16 protein-coding genes are annotated in these 15,116 nt (G+C 38.1%); 3 read left to right on the top strand and 13 right to left on the bottom strand.

Annotated features, from left to right (window positions below; translation table 11 throughout):
- Positions 1–56: 56 nt before the first annotated feature.
- The 3 genes from IC621_RS13440 to IC621_RS13430 form a co-directional block, all read right to left on the bottom strand.
- Entirely contained in the window at positions 57–413 is a 357-nt protein-coding gene (locus tag IC621_RS13440; protein WP_191158828.1) for a LapA family protein, read from the bottom strand.
- A gap of 264 nt (positions 414–677) precedes the next feature.
- Positions 678–2,906 (bottom strand): protein translocase subunit SecDF, encoded by a 2,229-nt coding sequence (gene secDF, locus IC621_RS13435; RefSeq protein WP_191158827.1) that lies wholly within the window; start codon positions 2,904–2,906, stop codon positions 678–680.
- Positions 2,907–2,948: 42 nt separating this feature from the next.
- Positions 2,949–3,242 carry a post-transcriptional regulator gene (locus IC621_RS13430; RefSeq protein WP_191158826.1) on the bottom strand — a complete coding sequence of 98 codons (294 nt, stop codon included), beginning with the start codon at positions 3,240–3,242 and terminating at the stop codon, positions 2,949–2,951.
- A gap of 140 nt (positions 3,243–3,382) precedes the next feature.
- Between IC621_RS13430 and spoVB the strand changes: the two genes are divergently transcribed.
- Positions 3,383–4,957: a stage V sporulation protein B gene (spoVB, locus tag IC621_RS13425; protein WP_191158825.1), complete on the top strand. Its 1,575-nt coding sequence runs from the start codon at positions 3,383–3,385 to the stop codon at positions 4,955–4,957.
- 25 nt (positions 4,958–4,982) lie between these two features.
- Here spoVB and IC621_RS13420 read toward each other — a convergent pair whose 3' ends face one another.
- Complete coding sequence (locus IC621_RS13420) at positions 4,983–5,633, bottom strand: DUF421 domain-containing protein (RefSeq protein WP_191158824.1); 651 nt, start codon at positions 5,631–5,633, stop codon at positions 4,983–4,985.
- Positions 5,634–6,191: 558 nt separating this feature from the next.
- On the opposite strand from IC621_RS13420, the gene IC621_RS13415 reads away from it, so the two are divergent.
- A complete protein-coding gene (locus tag IC621_RS13415; protein ID WP_318153041.1) occupies positions 6,192–6,539 on the top strand; it encodes a TIGR04086 family membrane protein in 348 nt (115 codons plus the stop codon).
- A gap of 225 nt (positions 6,540–6,764) precedes the next feature.
- On the opposite strand, the gene yajC is transcribed toward IC621_RS13415, so the two are convergent.
- The 7 genes from yajC to IC621_RS13380 form a co-directional block, all read right to left on the bottom strand.
- Positions 6,765–7,028 carry a preprotein translocase subunit YajC gene (yajC, locus tag IC621_RS13410; protein WP_191158823.1) on the bottom strand — a complete coding sequence of 88 codons (264 nt, stop codon included), beginning with the start codon at positions 7,026–7,028 and terminating at the stop codon, positions 6,765–6,767.
- A gap of 81 nt (positions 7,029–7,109) precedes the next feature.
- Positions 7,110–8,255, bottom strand: a complete 1,146-nt coding sequence (tgt, locus tag IC621_RS13405) for a tRNA guanosine(34) transglycosylase Tgt (RefSeq protein ID WP_191158822.1) — start codon at positions 8,253–8,255, stop codon at positions 7,110–7,112.
- A 30-nt stretch (positions 8,256–8,285) separates the two neighbouring features.
- Positions 8,286–9,314: a tRNA preQ1(34) S-adenosylmethionine ribosyltransferase-isomerase QueA gene (gene queA, locus IC621_RS13400; RefSeq protein ID WP_191158821.1), complete on the bottom strand. Its 1,029-nt coding sequence runs from the start codon at positions 9,312–9,314 to the stop codon at positions 8,286–8,288.
- A gap of 381 nt (positions 9,315–9,695) precedes the next feature.
- A complete protein-coding gene (locus IC621_RS13395) occupies positions 9,696–9,896 on the bottom strand; it encodes a DUF2905 domain-containing protein (RefSeq protein ID WP_191158820.1) in 201 nt (66 codons plus the stop codon).
- Complete coding sequence (ruvB, locus tag IC621_RS13390; protein ID WP_191158819.1) at positions 9,893–10,894, bottom strand: Holliday junction branch migration DNA helicase RuvB; 1,002 nt, start codon at positions 10,892–10,894, stop codon at positions 9,893–9,895. Before ruvB ends, IC621_RS13395 begins: the two co-directional genes overlap by 4 nt.
- A gap of 11 nt (positions 10,895–10,905) precedes the next feature.
- Positions 10,906–11,508: a Holliday junction branch migration protein RuvA gene (ruvA, locus tag IC621_RS13385; protein ID WP_191158818.1), complete on the bottom strand. Its 603-nt coding sequence runs from the start codon at positions 11,506–11,508 to the stop codon at positions 10,906–10,908.
- A 308-nt stretch (positions 11,509–11,816) separates the two neighbouring features.
- On the bottom strand, positions 11,817–12,365 hold the full coding sequence (locus tag IC621_RS13380; protein ID WP_191158817.1) for an intercompartmental signaling factor BofC: 549 nt from the start codon (positions 12,363–12,365) through the stop codon (positions 11,817–11,819).
- Positions 12,366–12,755: 390 nt separating this feature from the next.
- Here IC621_RS13380 and IC621_RS13375 point away from each other — a divergent pair, with 390 nt between their 5' ends.
- Positions 12,756–13,145 (top strand): VOC family protein, encoded by a 390-nt coding sequence (locus tag IC621_RS13375; protein WP_191158816.1) that lies wholly within the window; start codon positions 12,756–12,758, stop codon positions 13,143–13,145.
- 295 nt (positions 13,146–13,440) lie between these two features.
- Here the strand turns inward: IC621_RS13375 and IC621_RS13370 are convergent, their stop codons facing one another.
- Positions 13,441–14,157 (bottom strand): YhcN/YlaJ family sporulation lipoprotein, encoded by a 717-nt coding sequence (locus IC621_RS13370; RefSeq protein WP_191158815.1) that lies wholly within the window; start codon positions 14,155–14,157, stop codon positions 13,441–13,443.
- 108 nt (positions 14,158–14,265) lie between these two features.
- Positions 14,266–15,006: an NAD(+) synthase gene (gene nadE / locus IC621_RS13365; RefSeq protein ID WP_191158814.1), complete on the bottom strand. Its 741-nt coding sequence runs from the start codon at positions 15,004–15,006 to the stop codon at positions 14,266–14,268.
- Positions 15,007–15,116 lie beyond the last annotated feature (110 nt).

The following is a 15,116-nucleotide window of genomic DNA, read 5'->3' as shown; positions in this document are numbered from 1 at the left end:
TTCACCCCTCTAGTCATCCTATTATACAAGAATGACCAGAGGGGTTTCAAATTGAATTATTTCATTTCTATCGTGTTATCTGTTCCCATTCCCTTTTTTTCAGTAAGTTGATGCTCTGTTGCTGTGCGGTTTGTCTCATGGCCGACCTTAACTTTGTTTAACTCACCTTGAACAGCTGTCTTTTCTTTCTGAAGTGTTTTAATTTTTCTTTGCAGATTAAAGATCTGAACAATACCAGTCATGGATACGATTAACCCGCCTAAAAAAGCTGAGCCTAAAATCACTAAAATAAGGGGCCATTGTGAATGTCCAAATAAGTAATCAACCTGAACAGGTTCAACGTTAATAACCGCAAAAACAGCTACAATAATAATAAAAATAAAGGCGAAAAGTAAACTCCTTTGTTTTTTCATCTGTTTCTCTCCTTTTGTGTATAGGCTGTTTTCACAAATTAGCTGCAATCGACACATCGTTCATCACTCGGATAAATTGAAGGACGGTGATATGCCGAATGCTTTTACTTACTTTCTTTTATCCTTATAAGCCAGCCATAATCTTTGAACTTATTATATAAGTACTTTTATTACTTATACCCTAAGGATACCATTATTAAAACACTTACCTCTTTCCTTGAGAACAGAAAAAACCGCGATTCACTCGCGGTTCTGAAAATGATATTAAGTTTCTTCAATAACTTCTGCTTTTTTCTTTTCTAATTGCTTTCCTTTCCACACAAGCCATAATTGAGCAGCAATGAATAAAGAGGAATAGGTTCCCGAAATTAAACCGATCAATAAAGCTATAGAAAAATTCAAAATAGAGCCTGCTCCAAAAATGATAAGCGCTATGACAGCTATGACCACAGTAAGTACTGTATTAATAGAACGTGTGAAAGTTTCCTGCAAGCTGCGATTAACAATATTCGCAAGATCTTCTTTTGTTTTAGCCTTTGTTTTCTTCATTTTTTCGCGAATACGATCGAAGGTTACAATGGTATCATTTATCGAGTACCCGACAATCGTAAGAACGGCAGCAATAAATGTGATATCTACTTCTAACCGGGTGATACTAAAGAACGTAATGATAAAGAAGGCATCGTGCAAGAGCGCAATGATTGAAGCAAGCGCCATATAAAATTCAAACCGGAAAGAGACATAAATAATAATCCCGACAGAAGCAATCAAAACTGCAATTAAGGCATTGCGGGCAAGTTCTTTTCCGACTGTTGGCGATACTGTAGAAACATTTGGCTCTGAGCCGTATTTCTCATTAAAATGAGTTTTCACTTCTGCAATTTTTTCTTGGCTTAGTACCCCTACAAATCTTGCAACACCGACTTCATTATTTTCCCCAGATAAAACCACTTCATTTACTTCAACATCAAGTGAATTAAGCTCTGTTTCCACTTCTTCTGCTGTAAGCGGTTTGTCAGATAGTATCTCTATTCTTGTTCCACTCGCAAAGTCAATTCCCAAGTTTAAGCGGAAAACAAATAGAATAATAATACCTGCTGCAACCATTAAAGAGGAAATCATAAAGAAAAGCTTTCGTTTATTAACAAAATCCCATTTACTAAATTTTGTCGGAACTTCTGTATGTTCATTCGTTTGGGCGATATCAAGAATTTCACTTTTCTTAACACCAAACCAACCTTTTTTCTTATCAAGTAAACGGCTTTCAACAAGAAGCCCAAGAAGAATACGTGCTAAGAAAACAGCTGTAATAAAGCTTGCTAATATACTTAAAATTAACATTGTTGCAAATCCTTTAACCGAGCTTGTTCCAAAGATAAATAAAACAACTCCTGCTAAAATTGTTGTAAGATTTGCATCCAAAATGGTAGCAATCGATCGTCTATTTCCTGACTTGAAGGCAGACCTGACTGTTTTTCCCAGCTTTAATTCTTCCTTGATCCGCTCATATGTAATAATATTCGCATCAACTGCCATGCCTACGCCTAGTATAATCGCTGCAATCCCAGGCAGTGTCAAAACCCCGTTCATCCAGTCAAACACTTGCAAAATAAGATAAATATAAACACTCAAGGTGACAATCGCAATGAACCCAGGCAATTGGTAAAATAGCAGCATAAATAAGAAAATGATCCCGATGCCAATAATCCCCGCCAAAACTGTTTGATCTAGCGCCTGTTCACCAAATTTAGCCCCTACTGAAGTGGAATACATTTCATCAAGATTAACCGGCAGAGCCCCTGCATTTAGCAGATTGGCTAGATCCTTTGCCTCTTCAATCGTAAAATCGCCTTCAATCATAACATCTGTCGTGTTTAAAACATGACTTACATTCGGAGCAGAGAGAAACTTAGGATTCTCCTTCCCTGCTTCCTCCTTAAAGGAATCACCCTCTTGATAATCAAGCCAGATAACCAGCTGATTATTGGGCTCCAAACTCAATATATGTTGAGTAACATTTGCAAATTTTTCGGCATCCTTTAATTTAACTAGCACAATTGGCTGGTTCGTTTCGCTAAATGATTGAGAAGCTCCACCTTGCTGAAGGTCTGCCCCATTCATCATTTCTTTATCATTCACATCACGAAAAGTCAGCTTTGCTTGTGTAGACAGGATTTCCCGTGCTCTATTCTGATCTTCTACGCCAGCAAGTTGAACACGAATCCGGTTGTCTCCCTCAATTTGAATATTAGGCTCACTAACCCCAAGTACGTTAGCACGTTGTTCAAGCGCTCTAACAGTACTTACTAAATCACTTTGTTCAATCTTTTCTCCTTTGTTTACAGGCTTCACTTCATATAAAACTTCAAATCCTCCTTGAAGATCAAGCCCAAGGCTAATGTTATTGGCCGCTTTGTTTGAATTTAGACCAACTAATACTCCTGCTATAATTATGATAAGAAAAAATGCTATAATACGGCCTTTTTTGACCATGTATGTATCCTCCTTAGCTTTACGTAAAACTCATGGTAGCCTCTAAATAAGTTCTTTTAAGAGCCTTTGATTTTCCTCGCTTCCCATCCAACTGGATGTTTTAAATGATTCTACCGTGGCATAATTCATAAAATCATTGGCTTTCACAGATAGAATATCAGAAACGATTTCATGCATTTGCAGTTCTTCTTTTTGTTTTTTCCATTTTTTGCTTATTAAATAAGTCCAAAATTCATCTACTTTCACCTCACCGTAACCAAGGAGCTTAAACTCTTCCAATTTGCTTATGATAAATGGTTTTAAATGATGACGATATTGATCTGCTGGATGGTTCACCGGCTTCCTCACTCCTCATATAGTAAGTTCATATCTTTACTTTTTATCGTCAAAACGATAGAACTTGTCATGCTTGGCCAAATCACGTGCATATAGTAATTGTATATGATTCCACGTTATTTGAGAAGGCAGGTATAAAAATGTCAAAACAAACTTTTATTAAAGGCACGCTAACCTTAATTGTTGCGGCATTTATTACAAAAATTCTAGGATTTATTAACAGGCTTGTGCTTGCCAGATATGTCGGTGAAGAAGGGGTAGGACTGTATATGATGGCTGTCCCCTCCCTTGTGCTGATCATTACCATCACTCAGCTTGGTCTCCCAGTTGCCATTTCAAAGCTTGTTTCAGAAGCAGAGGCTCAAAATGATCGGCGGAAAATAAAAAAAATACTTGTTGTCTCCTTAGCTATCACAGGGAGTTTAAGTATTCTGTTTACACCTGCTATCATTTTTCTTGCACCTATTTTAGCTGAGATCTTTTTTACAGATCCGCGAACATTGTATCCTCTTCTCGCTATTTCACCAGTTGTTCCTATTATTGCGATTTCAAGTGTTTTAAGAGGCTATTTTCAAGGGAAGCAAAACATGAAGCCTGCTGCCTATTCCCAAATTCTTGAGCAGGTGGTTCGAATTTCCTTAATTGCTATCTTTACGCAAGCATTTTTACCATACGGAATAGAGTATGCGGCTGCAGGCGCCATGGCTTCGGCAGTAGTTGGCGAGCTTATCTCTTTATTGTACTTATTCGCGATGTTTAAGCTTAAAAAGAAGGTACGAATTCGGAAAAATTTTTTCAAATCCATACAAAATGGAAAAGCAACTATGCATGAGTTATTGGCTATTGCTTTACCCACGACAGGAAGCAGGCTGATTGGGTCTGTAGCTTGGTTTTTCGAGCCAATAGTAGTCGCTCAAAGTCTTGCCATTGCGGGTGTTGCGACCTCTCTTGCTACAAAGCAGTACGGGGCGTTAACAGGATACGCTGTAACCTTGCTTACACTTCCTTCCTTTATCACGTATTCGTTATCAACTTCTTTGGTTCCAGCTATAAGTGAAGCAATGGCACAAAAAAAGTTTCGATTAGTGGAATACAGACTCCAGCAAGCTTTAAGGCTATCGTTTGTTACTGGTGGACTGGCAGTTGTCATTTTATATATTTATGCGAGTCCTCTTATGGAGGTATTGTATGGTAATAATAATTCTGCGATCTTTGTGCAGATTATGGCTCCATTTTTTATCTTTTATTACTTGCAAGGACCGCTTCAAGCCTCTCTCCAAGCATTGAATTTAGCGAGAGCTGCTATGATCAACAGCTTTATCGGGGCCGTTATAAAAACAGGGCTTATTTTTATTCTTGCATCAAGACCGTCACTCGGAATCATGGGTGCTGCACTGGCAATCGTGGTTGGAATGATGGTTGTAACTCTTTTGCACTTTGCAACCGTTTTAAAAGTCATATCCTTTACCATTCATATCCGCCAGTATACAAAATGCTTGATCACAATGGCATTATCAGGTCTTATCGGATATGTTTTTTATAAAAACCTCGTATTTGTGGACTCACCTCCGCTAAATTTAGTCATCTGTATCAGCTTCACAACGGTCAGTTACTGCCTGTTTCTTATTGCCTTCAGGTTAGTGGAAAAAGAAGAAATACAGCGAATTCCCTTCATTGGATCCTATCTGGCATTATTGATTCCTAGAAAGAATTAAAAAAAGGGTACCTGGTACCCTTTTTTTAATTCTTATCTTTTAAGTCAACGTAAAACATTCCGTTTCCAAAGGTACAATAGGATATGTTTTTTAATTCTGGGTAGCCTAATTTTCTTAGTTGTTGACGAAGCCATAAATTATTTCTATCAATTTTGTGAAGATTTTCATCCTGGACTACACCATCTATAATTAAAGGCATATGTAAATCAGGTTCTTCCTCATTTCTTTCCTTTTGAAAAACAGATAATTTACCTGATGGTTCTAATATAGCAAATTCCACATCTGCCACATTATTTACATCCTTGTCCCTCAGCTGAATCATCAAATCGTTGAAATTATACCTCTGTTTTCGCATTGCATTTTCATCGATTTTTCCTCTGTCAATAATGATGGTAGGTTTACCATCAATAATATTCCTGACTTTTTGGCTCTTTAATGTTAAATATGCTAAGCCTAATTGAATTCCCATCAATAAAAACATAGCAACAATAGAATGGAGGAGCGGATCATTAGTATCTTCTATGGCCATGACTGCCATCTCTGCAATCATTATAAAAACAACCAAGTCTAAAATACTTAATTCACCAATTTCCCTTTTACCCATCAACCGAAAAATTAACAATATTAAAAAGTACAAAAAGATCGTTCTGATAACGATTGCGATATATACTTCCATTGGATGCCTCCAGCCCCCTTTATCCGACTCTTAACGGGAGGTAATACCACGCTATCTCAAACTGCAGAGAAAAAATGATGATAGGCGGGAATAAATTGCCACATGAGTCCGATTGATTCAACAAACCATCAGCGGGTGATAAAGAATACCCTCACCAATGGAAGTCTCACGTTATGAAAGAGCATTGCTATATCGTAGTCTGTACAGTGCGGTCATTTTGATGTATGAAAATGCAAAAGTAAATAACGAATATTAATATTTAAAGTTGATAGGAGCTTGGTTATAGAAAAATAGAATTTTCCATTCCACTTGCAAGAACACTTCTTCAAATTTGTACTCGTAATATGTTAACAGTAAGATTAGAATTGCTCTTAGCTGATGCAAAACACGTTAAATCGGACATGCTAGCCCTTTTGATTATGAATGAAGCAAGTCCGATAAAATATTTATATTCTATTTTTTTGCCTTTCAGAATATGCATGAAATAAGACGAGCCAAAACAAGCATGCTTGAAGGGAGAGAGATACAATCGAAACGAAAAGATGGGGAAAAGGGATCGTGTTTGGCCTTTTGACAATATTTATTATGGCACTAGCTGTTAGCTTCATTTTTTCCCTTATATTAAAATTTACAGGATTAACTGAAGAATCTATTTCTTGGATGATCAAAGCCTTATCATTTATCGCAGTTTTTATTGGCGGATTTGTTGCTGGAGGAAAAGGAAAAGAAAGAGGCTGGATGATCGGAGGCATAACCGCACTCTCCTATACAATTATCGTTTTTTTATTTCAATATTTGGGGTTTGGGAAGGTGTTTACATTAGAACAAACAATGTACCATGCGGGCTTTTTGGCCACAGCCATGCTCGGAGGTGTCGCAGGAGTAAACTTAACCACGTCAAAGTAAAAGGAAGCACATCAAATTGTGCTTCCTTTTTAAGCTTATGTATGTCCATTGAAGCGCTTTTCTAAAAGGTTGTTGCTATTAACATAGTTTGTTTAATAAGAGCCATCGGTAAATTGCCGATTATTAGTAGTCTCACTAATCTTTCACCTCAATGAGAGATACCTTACCTCTAGAAGTGACAGACTTTTTTTAATAGCAACAAAGTTTTTCAAATACCGCCTTAAATTAAGCTTGGTCTACAACTTCGCGAATAGCTCGACGGTCAAAAGTTAAACGTGATCCGTCACCTGCTTTAATTACAACAACTTCTTCATCAATAGAATCGACAAATCCATGCATCCCGCCAATTGTAATAACTTTATTGCCTTTTTGGAGGCTTGATTGCATATCACGGACTTTCTTTTGCTGTTTCTGCTGCGGACGTATCAATAAGAAGTAAAAAATCGCAAACATTAGCACAAGCGGTAATACTGTTCCTAGTAATTCCATGTTTTCACCCCTTTCAAGCAGTGGTATCGCAAGAAGAGCTTATATCTCTTAGTTTAAACTATACTTTGCCATTATCATACATTAGAAATTTCTTGCATTCGGTTTGTTAAAACCATAGCGCTCAAAAAATTCATCGCGAAAATGACCAAGTCGGTCCTCGCGGATGGCTTGTCTTACTTGCTCCATTAATTTTAACAGAAAATAAAGATTATGATAAGAAGTAAGTCTCAAACCAAATGTTTCATTACATCGAATTAAATGGCGAATGTAAGCTCTTGAATAATTTTGGCATGCATAGCAATCACAATTCGGATCCAGTGGTCCAAAATCTTTAGCATACTTTGCATTTTTAACAACTAATCTTCCTTCACTTGTCATTAATGTCCCGTTTCGTGCAATTCTAGTCGGAAGAACGCAATCAAACATATCAATTCCACGGATCGCTCCATCAATCAAAGAATCTGGAGAACCGACACCCATTAGATATCTTGGTTTATTTGCCGGCAGCAAAGGAGTTGTGAACTCAAGTGCCATATTCATAACATCTTTCGGTTCACCAACTGATAAGCCGCCAACCGCATAGCCAGGAAAATCTAGAGAAACAAGATCTCTTGCACTTTGCTGGCGTAAATCTTCATATTCTCCACCTTGAACGATTCCAAATAGTCCTTGATCCTCTTGACGAACATGGGCTTTTAGACAACGTTCAGCCCAGCGGCTTGTCCGCTGGACGGACCGTTTCATATAATCATATTCTGCAGGATATGGTGGACACTCATCAAACGCCATCATAATATCGGACCCTAGTGCATTTTGAATTTCCATAGCTTTTTCTGGAGATAAAAATAATTTATCCCCATTTAAATGGTTGCGAAAATGGACGCCTTCTTCTTCAATCTTACGAAACTCACTAAGACTAAAAACTTGGAAGCCCCCTGAATCAGTTAGAATAGATCCATTCCAATTCATAAACTGATGCAAGCCGCCCGCTTCTTTAATAATATCATGTCCAGGGCGAAGCCATAGGTGATACGTATTGCTTAGAATAATCCCAGCCCCCATTGCAGTTAACTCTTCCGGGGCCATTGTTTTTACAGTTGCAAGAGTTCCGACGGGCATAAACACAGGAGTTTCAAAAGAACCGTGCGGAGTATGTACTCTTCCAAGTCGAGCTCCTGTTTGTTTACACGTTTTAATTAATTCATATCTAATCGGTGGTTGTGACACCTTTTTTCCTCCTTATTAATTCTGTAAAATCTATACGATCAGCATAGCATCGCCAAAGCTGAAAAATCGGTATTTCTCTTCAACGGCAGTATGATAGGCGTGTAGAACGTTTTCTCTTCCTGCCAGCGCACTAACAAGCATGATAAGAGAGGATTTTGGTAAATGGAAGTTTGTTATCATCCCATCTATTCCTCTAAATGTATATCCTGGGTAAATAAAAATATCTGTCCAGCCGCTCTCATCGGTAAAGAAACCGTTATTTTTAGAGGCAATCGTTTCTAGTGTTCTCGTAGACGTGGTGCCAACAGAGATAATGCGTCCTCCTTGGTCTCTCACCTCATTTAATAATCGGGCCGTTCCACTAGTCATCTGATAAAATTCAGCATGCATTTCATGTTCTTCTATCGTATCCGCACTTACCGGCCGAAAGGTTCCAAGGCCAACATGCAAAGTAATAAAAGCAATATGAACACCTTTGCTTTTCATTTCATTTAAAAGCTCTTCAGTAAAGTGCAGGCCTGCAGTAGGAGCTGCTGCAGATCCGCTCTCTCTTGAAAAAACGGTTTGATACCGTTCCCTATCATCCAGTTGTTCTCTTATATAGGGTGGCAGCGGCATTTCACCAAGAGATTCGAGCACTTCATAAAAGATTCCTTCATACTTAAAATCAAATAATCTTCCCCCATGATCTGCTTCACCGACACATTCAGCTTTAAGACGACCGTCTCCAAACAAAACGATAGTCCCCTTTTTCACACGTTTAGCAGGCTTAACGAGAGTCTCCCACGTATCATTTTCCTCTTGTTTTAAAAGAAGAATCTCCACATTCGCCCCTGTATCCTCTTTCATTCCATAAAGCCTTGCCGGCAGGACTCGGGTATCATTTAAAACAAGACAATCACCCTGCTGAAAAAAATCAACGATGGAACGAAATGTTTTATGTTCAATACTTCCTGTCTCTCTATTTAACACCATAAGTCTAGATGCATCTCTTTCTTTTAAAGGAACCTGAGCAATCAATTCCTCAGGGAGATGAAAATCAAACAAATCTACTTTCAAATTTTTCACCTTATTTCTTATGTAAAGGGTTTTTTGCTTCTTAATTAGAAAACCGCAAGGCACTAGTCCTTCGGCGACAAGCATTCGGGCGAGCAGGCAGAAAGGTTGTACTTTAACTTTTTGCCGGATTGGCTTATGACCTAAGGGCCTATGGCGACTGGCCAGCACAGCATTAGGACGTCCTGTCCGCGTGCACTGGACAACTATAACTAAATTTAATGAGTTAATACTTTAATCTACTAAAACTTTCTGAAACCACAAGGATAAGCGTAAGACACACCCTTCCGCGACAAGCATTCAGGCTAAGATTCAGGGAAGCATGAAGGAGGTTGTTCTTTAACCTTTTCAGACGGATTGACTTATGACCAGAGAGACTTTTATCTATTTAAACCTGCCGAAAATTGAAAATAAAACAGTTAACAAAATACTGATGATAATTGAAGTCACAATTGGAAAATAAAAGGTTGTGTTCCCCTTTTTAAAAACAAAATCCCCAGGTATTTTGCCAATAAATTGCATGACAAAACCAACTATAAGAAGTAATCCACCCATAATCATTAGTATTTTGGGTAGCTCCATCATTTTTTCGGCACCTCCATTTGAAAATGTTGATACACAGCCGGTGTCACTAATCTGCCTCTAGGAGTTCTCTGGAGAAAGCCAATTTGAAGCAAATATGGTTCATAGACATCTTCGATTGTATGGGATTCCTCGCCGATGGTAGCGGAAATAGTATCTACCCCAACTGGGCCGCCTTGGAATTTTTCAACAATTCCAAGCAGCAGTTTGTGGTCAATATGGTCTAATCCAAGCTTATCAACCTGCAATCGTTCAAGTGATTCAACCGCGTTCTCTTCAGAAATCTTTTCGTAACCAAGAACCTGTGCAAAATCCCTTACTCTTCTTAATAATCGATTCGCAATTCTTGGCGTTCCCCTTGACCTCCGACCAATTTCAAGCGCTGCCGTGCGATCCATTCCAATTTGCAATAATTCAGCTGTTCGGTCCACAATATCAGCAAGCTGTTCTTCATTATAATACTCTAACCTGCTCAATACACCAAATCTGTCTCTAAGTGGAGCAGTTAGTAACCCGATTCGGGTAGTAGCACCTACCAATGTAAATGGAGGCAAGTCTAATCTGACAGATCTGGCAGTCTCCCCTTTTCCAATCACAATATCAAGGCAAAAGTCCTCCATTGCCGGGTATAAAACCTCTTCAATTGAACGGTGCAGGCGGTGAATTTCATCAATAAACAGCACATCTCCAGGCTCAAGTGCAGATAAAATAGCCGCCAAATCACCAGGCCTTTCGATAGCAGGGCCAGACGTGGTTCTAATATTCACACCCATTTCATTGGCAATAATCGCAGCCAATGTCGTTTTTCCAAGCCCTGGCGGACCATAAAAAAGAACATGATCTAGCGGCTCATTTCTTAATTTAGCCGCTTCAATAAAAACCTTCAAATTTTCCTTGACCTTTGTTTGTCCAATATATTGTGTGAGTGTTTTAGGCCGCAAGCTTTGTTCCAAATAACTTTCATTCAGGTCCGCTTCACTTGATATTAGCCTTTCATTCATTTATGATCACCCTACTTTAACATCATCTGTAAAGCTTTTTTAACATATTGATCGGTTGTTAAAGCCTCTTTTTCCAGCTTAGGAAGTAATTTGTTAATTTCGCGCTCAGCATAGCCCAGCACTTTTAAAGCTTCCACCGCTTCGCTAAGCGCTTGCGATTGCTTGTCTTTTTCCTCATGGCTTTCATGATTGAATAAATCGGGTGCGATAGAAGGTACGGCACCACCAAGTTTACCTTTTAGATCCAAGATAATCTGACGGGCTGTTTTCTTTCCTACACCAGGGAATTTCACAAGAAACTTTTCATCTTCATCTTCAATTGCTTGAATGACTTGAGAAGGGTTTCCTGATGCTAATATAGCCAGTGCTCCCTTAGGACCGATTCCTGTGACATTAAGCAATTTTAAGAATAAGGACTTTTCATCTCTCAATTTAAATCCGTACAACGCGGAAATATCTTCTCTGACATAATGATATGTATAAACAGTATACGTTTCATTCAGTTGAAAAATAAATGGATTCGGTGTGTTAATCTGGTACCCGATTCCATGATTTTCAACCACAATATACTCTGGGGTAATATAATCAATTGTACCGCGAACAAACTCAAACAACCTATTCACCTCTTTATCTGTACCCCTCATTTTAACATAAAAAGGTTAACATGTGTTCGGTTTTTAAAGATAAAGCACGGGCAGATTTTATAAAGGACAAAGGAGCTGAATGAAAGGAATCTCCTTTGTCCACAGCTCCTATTAGGAAAATCAAGCGCAAATTGTTATCGGCACGAAATTACAGGGAATTCCATAGTAAGGTTTCTCCATGCTGGATGGCGGTAGATATCTTGAATTTCTGGCAAGTTTCCTCCGCCTATTTAGTTAGACAGGATTAATAACAAAGCTGTGAACTTCAACCCATCTTCTTATTGTTTAAATGAAGAAGAATATGGTTTATATGCTTTCAAAACTTTTTCGTATTTTTCTTTAGAATTGACACGAATTCCTTTGCGCAGTTCAGAGTGCTTGCGACTTTCAAGCTTTTTCACATCTATTTGAAAAAAGGATTGAATGATTTCATTCGTCTCGTTAGGTTTGCCATTAAAAATGGATAGAGTTCCATCCTCGGTTACCCCGAAATACCCGTTAGACTTCAGCAAAGGAGAAATATCATTAATTTCTTGCTGAAATACTATTTGGTCTTCATCTTGGTATACCAACTGCCAATCTTTATACTCAGCCCAGAAATCTTCCATAGCAAGGATCTTTTCCTGTTTAATCTCTTCACTTACTTCCCCATCCAAATAGACCCTTTCCATTACAACTGTTACTTCAAGAGGTCCTGTCACTTCTTTTGCTTGCTGATCCCTTTTCTGAGAGGCTTCTATCGCAAATCCTGTCTGAATATCTGTAATAAGTATAATACCGAGAAAAAGAGCGGTAAACATGAGCAAAATCGCATGTATTTGCTTCATAAGAGTCACCTCAGTTTTAAATAATGGCTTTTTATAAAGATTGCTGCCGAGACAAGACCTTACACTTCAATAGTTAATGTCTCACCGTGATGAGAGGTAAGATGTGAGACTCGCCGCTGCATAAATCGCTGTTGATGGTCTCATTAATATGACAAAAGGAACCATTTATTAGAAAAGAGCATAAATCAATCAAGCATCTATCTAAAGGTTCTTACCATTAACAGTTTGACCATAAATAGAAGTTTTATCCAGAGTTTTTTTGTTTACAACCAGAAATTTCAAGTTTCCTTCTTCTTAATTTTTTGCCTGGATTTAATCAACATACCACTTCTTACTATGCTACTATTAGTGTACGATTAGCTACTCATTTTTTAAAAGGGGAGAACGATTTTGATTAAATATAGTGAACTTCATCATGTTAGTCTTACTGTTACAAACCTAGAGCACTCAAAAAATTTCTATAGCCGGATCTTATGCTTAAAGGAAATAAAGCGCCCTAATTTTCCATTCCCCGGTGCATGGTATGAAATTGGCAAGCAGCAGCTTCACCTTATCGTTCATCAGTCCTCTCAAACGATTCGGCTAGACAAAAGCTTAAACAGCAGGGAAGGGCATTTCGCACTAAGAGTGGAAAGATATTATGATACGTTAAACTGGTTAAAAGAAAATAAGATAGAAATTCTTGAAAAACCAAATAGCACAAGCGGGTTTGCGCAAATTTTTTGTACAGATCCTGATGGGAATTTAATCGAACTAAATGTAGATCAAAAAGATCTGTAAAAAGGATTTGTTGGGGGTACCGGCAACAAGCTGAAGATAAGAAGGTGTATTGTTTGTTCTTAGCTATCAAAGATGTCTTGAAGGTATCGTATAATACATAGAAGGCTTGATTCATTTTCAAGGGCATATTAAGAACTCATATTTCCCATTGAAATTTTATCTATAAACCAAAATGTTAGTGGAATTAATTAAGGCAATCGGTGTCTCGCCGATTGTTTCTATTCTGACCTCCCACTTCCAATCTCTAAACATAAAGAGAGGCCTATAAATTAAATAATTGGCCTCTCATTACTAACTAACGTGTCATATTTCTTAGTTCCTGAACGGGTTCTCTTGCAGCATCTCCCATGTCGTTCATAAAGTCCTGTATAGATGCATCAATCGTTTTGCGATCATTTCCGTTTCTGATATCATTATCAATATTTCGAATGCGATTGAATGCTCCTTCATCTGTTACAACTTGGACATTCCTGCCGTTTGCTATTTCACGAGCAGCTTTTAGTGCTTTATCTTTCACATCCTTGTTATTGCGATCTTTTGTATCAATCGCTACATAAACATTATCCCTAGTCACAAGTGTACGGGCATCATCTACGTTTTTCATCTTTTTTACTTTGTTTGAAACTTTATCTGCTATTTGTTGATCGCCCTCATTGTAATAACCAGCTTCATTTGCTTGATTATGATAGTTGGTATCACCGCGATTAAACCGGTTATCTCGCTCAAACCCTCTGTCTCCATCAGCCAAAGGAACCGTTGGGTTATCTAATCGGCCATTATTTGCCCCTTCTCTATTCCCATTTCCATTATTCGCATTTTCCATCATTTCTGTAACAGGACCATCATTATCAACACCATCGCCATTATTCCCTATATGCTCATTGGAATAAAAACCAATTGGTTGTGTGCGATTATTATCATTAGTATCCATTGCGCCTTGATCTGTATTACAAGCGGCTAAACTTGCTGAGATCAATGTAAATGCCGCTAATCCATATACTTTTTTCCTCAATGGAAAAACCCCCCTGTTGGTTTACCTTTGTAGAGCGAATAATAATCGCTCATCTTTAGGTTGCACGTTGAGGAGGGCATTATTTCTGTTAGTTATCGGCAAATTTTATTAAAATTTAGGGGGGGCAGCAGCTAAATGACGTTTATGCTCTGTCCGCTTATGCATGTTTTCAATTATATGCTTATCTTTTTCAGGGATTTCTTCCCCTTTTAGATAACTGTCTATCTTATTATAAGTTGTTCCCATTTCATTTTCATCTGATTGACCTTCCCAAAGTCCTGCGCTTGGAGCTTTAGTTAAAATATCATCATGTACTCCTAATACTTTTGCCAGTTCACGAACTTCACCTTTTGTAAAATGGACAAGCGGAACAAGATCAACACCGCCATCCCCATATTTAGTAAAATATCCAGTGTGCCATTCAGCTGCATTGTCCGTACCTACAACCAGATAGCCATAATTATTAGCTACAGCGTATAGGGTTGTCATGCGTAAGCGTGCTCGGGCGTTTGCGTCACCTAGGCGGGCAGCCTCTTCATTCCATTCCCCTTTATCTTTCAGCTGTTTTTCTATCTCATTGAATAATGTCTCATGGGTATTTGATAAGTCGACAACATGATGGTTAATTCCACAGCCTTCAATGACCTTCAATGCATCTTCCTGATCTTTCGGGTTACTTTTACATGGCATAATTATTCCTAACGAGTCTTCAGGAAACGCACGTTTTATCAAATAAGTAACAACAGCAGAATCAATTCCTCCGCTTACACCTACAATAGCACCTTTCAAGCCAGCATCTTTAACTTGATTTTGAATCCATTCAACAAGTTTTGTTATTTTATCTTCCATGATATGTACTCCTTTTTAACATGATATTGTTATATTTACCATATCATTTTCATCCGTATCTTACAATTTTTTTACCCTAAAGGTTATATTATAAACATTAATACCATTTT

It is taken from the genome of Metabacillus arenae (genome assembly GCF_014773385.1).
Classification (GTDB): Bacteria; Bacillota; Bacilli; order Bacillales; family Bacillaceae; genus Metabacillus_D; species Metabacillus_D arenae.
This window is presented reverse-complemented; position numbering and strand designations above follow the sequence as displayed.

What these genes read in the sequence shown, in the direction of transcription:
- yajC (WP_191158823.1), bottom strand. Translation starts at nt 7,028, where the DNA reads ATGGAATTACTAGGAACAGTATTACCGCTTGTGCTAATGTTTGCGATT.
- secDF (WP_191158827.1), bottom strand. Translation starts at nt 2,906, where the DNA reads ATGGTCAAAAAAGGCCGTATTATAGCATTTTTTCTTATCATAATTATA.
- IC621_RS13380 (WP_191158817.1), bottom strand. Translation starts at nt 12,365, where the DNA reads ATGAAGCAAATACATGCGATTTTGCTCATGTTTACCGCTCTTTTTCTC.
- IC621_RS13395 (WP_191158820.1), bottom strand. Translation starts at nt 9,896, where the DNA reads ATGATGGAGCTACCCAAAATACTAATGATTATGGGTGGATTACTTCTT.
- IC621_RS13440 (WP_191158828.1), bottom strand. Translation starts at nt 413, where the DNA reads ATGAAAAAACAAAGGAGTTTACTTTTCGCCTTTATTTTTATTATTATT.
- ruvB (WP_191158819.1), bottom strand. Translation starts at nt 10,894, where the DNA reads ATGAATGAAAGGCTAATATCAAGTGAAGCGGACCTGAATGAAAGTTAT.
- spoVB (WP_191158825.1), top strand. Translation starts at nt 3,383, where the DNA reads ATGTCAAAACAAACTTTTATTAAAGGCACGCTAACCTTAATTGTTGCG.
- nadE (WP_191158814.1), bottom strand. Translation starts at nt 15,006, where the DNA reads ATGGAAGATAAAATAACAAAACTTGTTGAATGGATTCAAAATCAAGTT.
- IC621_RS13420 (WP_191158824.1), bottom strand. Translation starts at nt 5,633, where the DNA reads ATGGAAGTATATATCGCAATCGTTATCAGAACGATCTTTTTGTACTTT.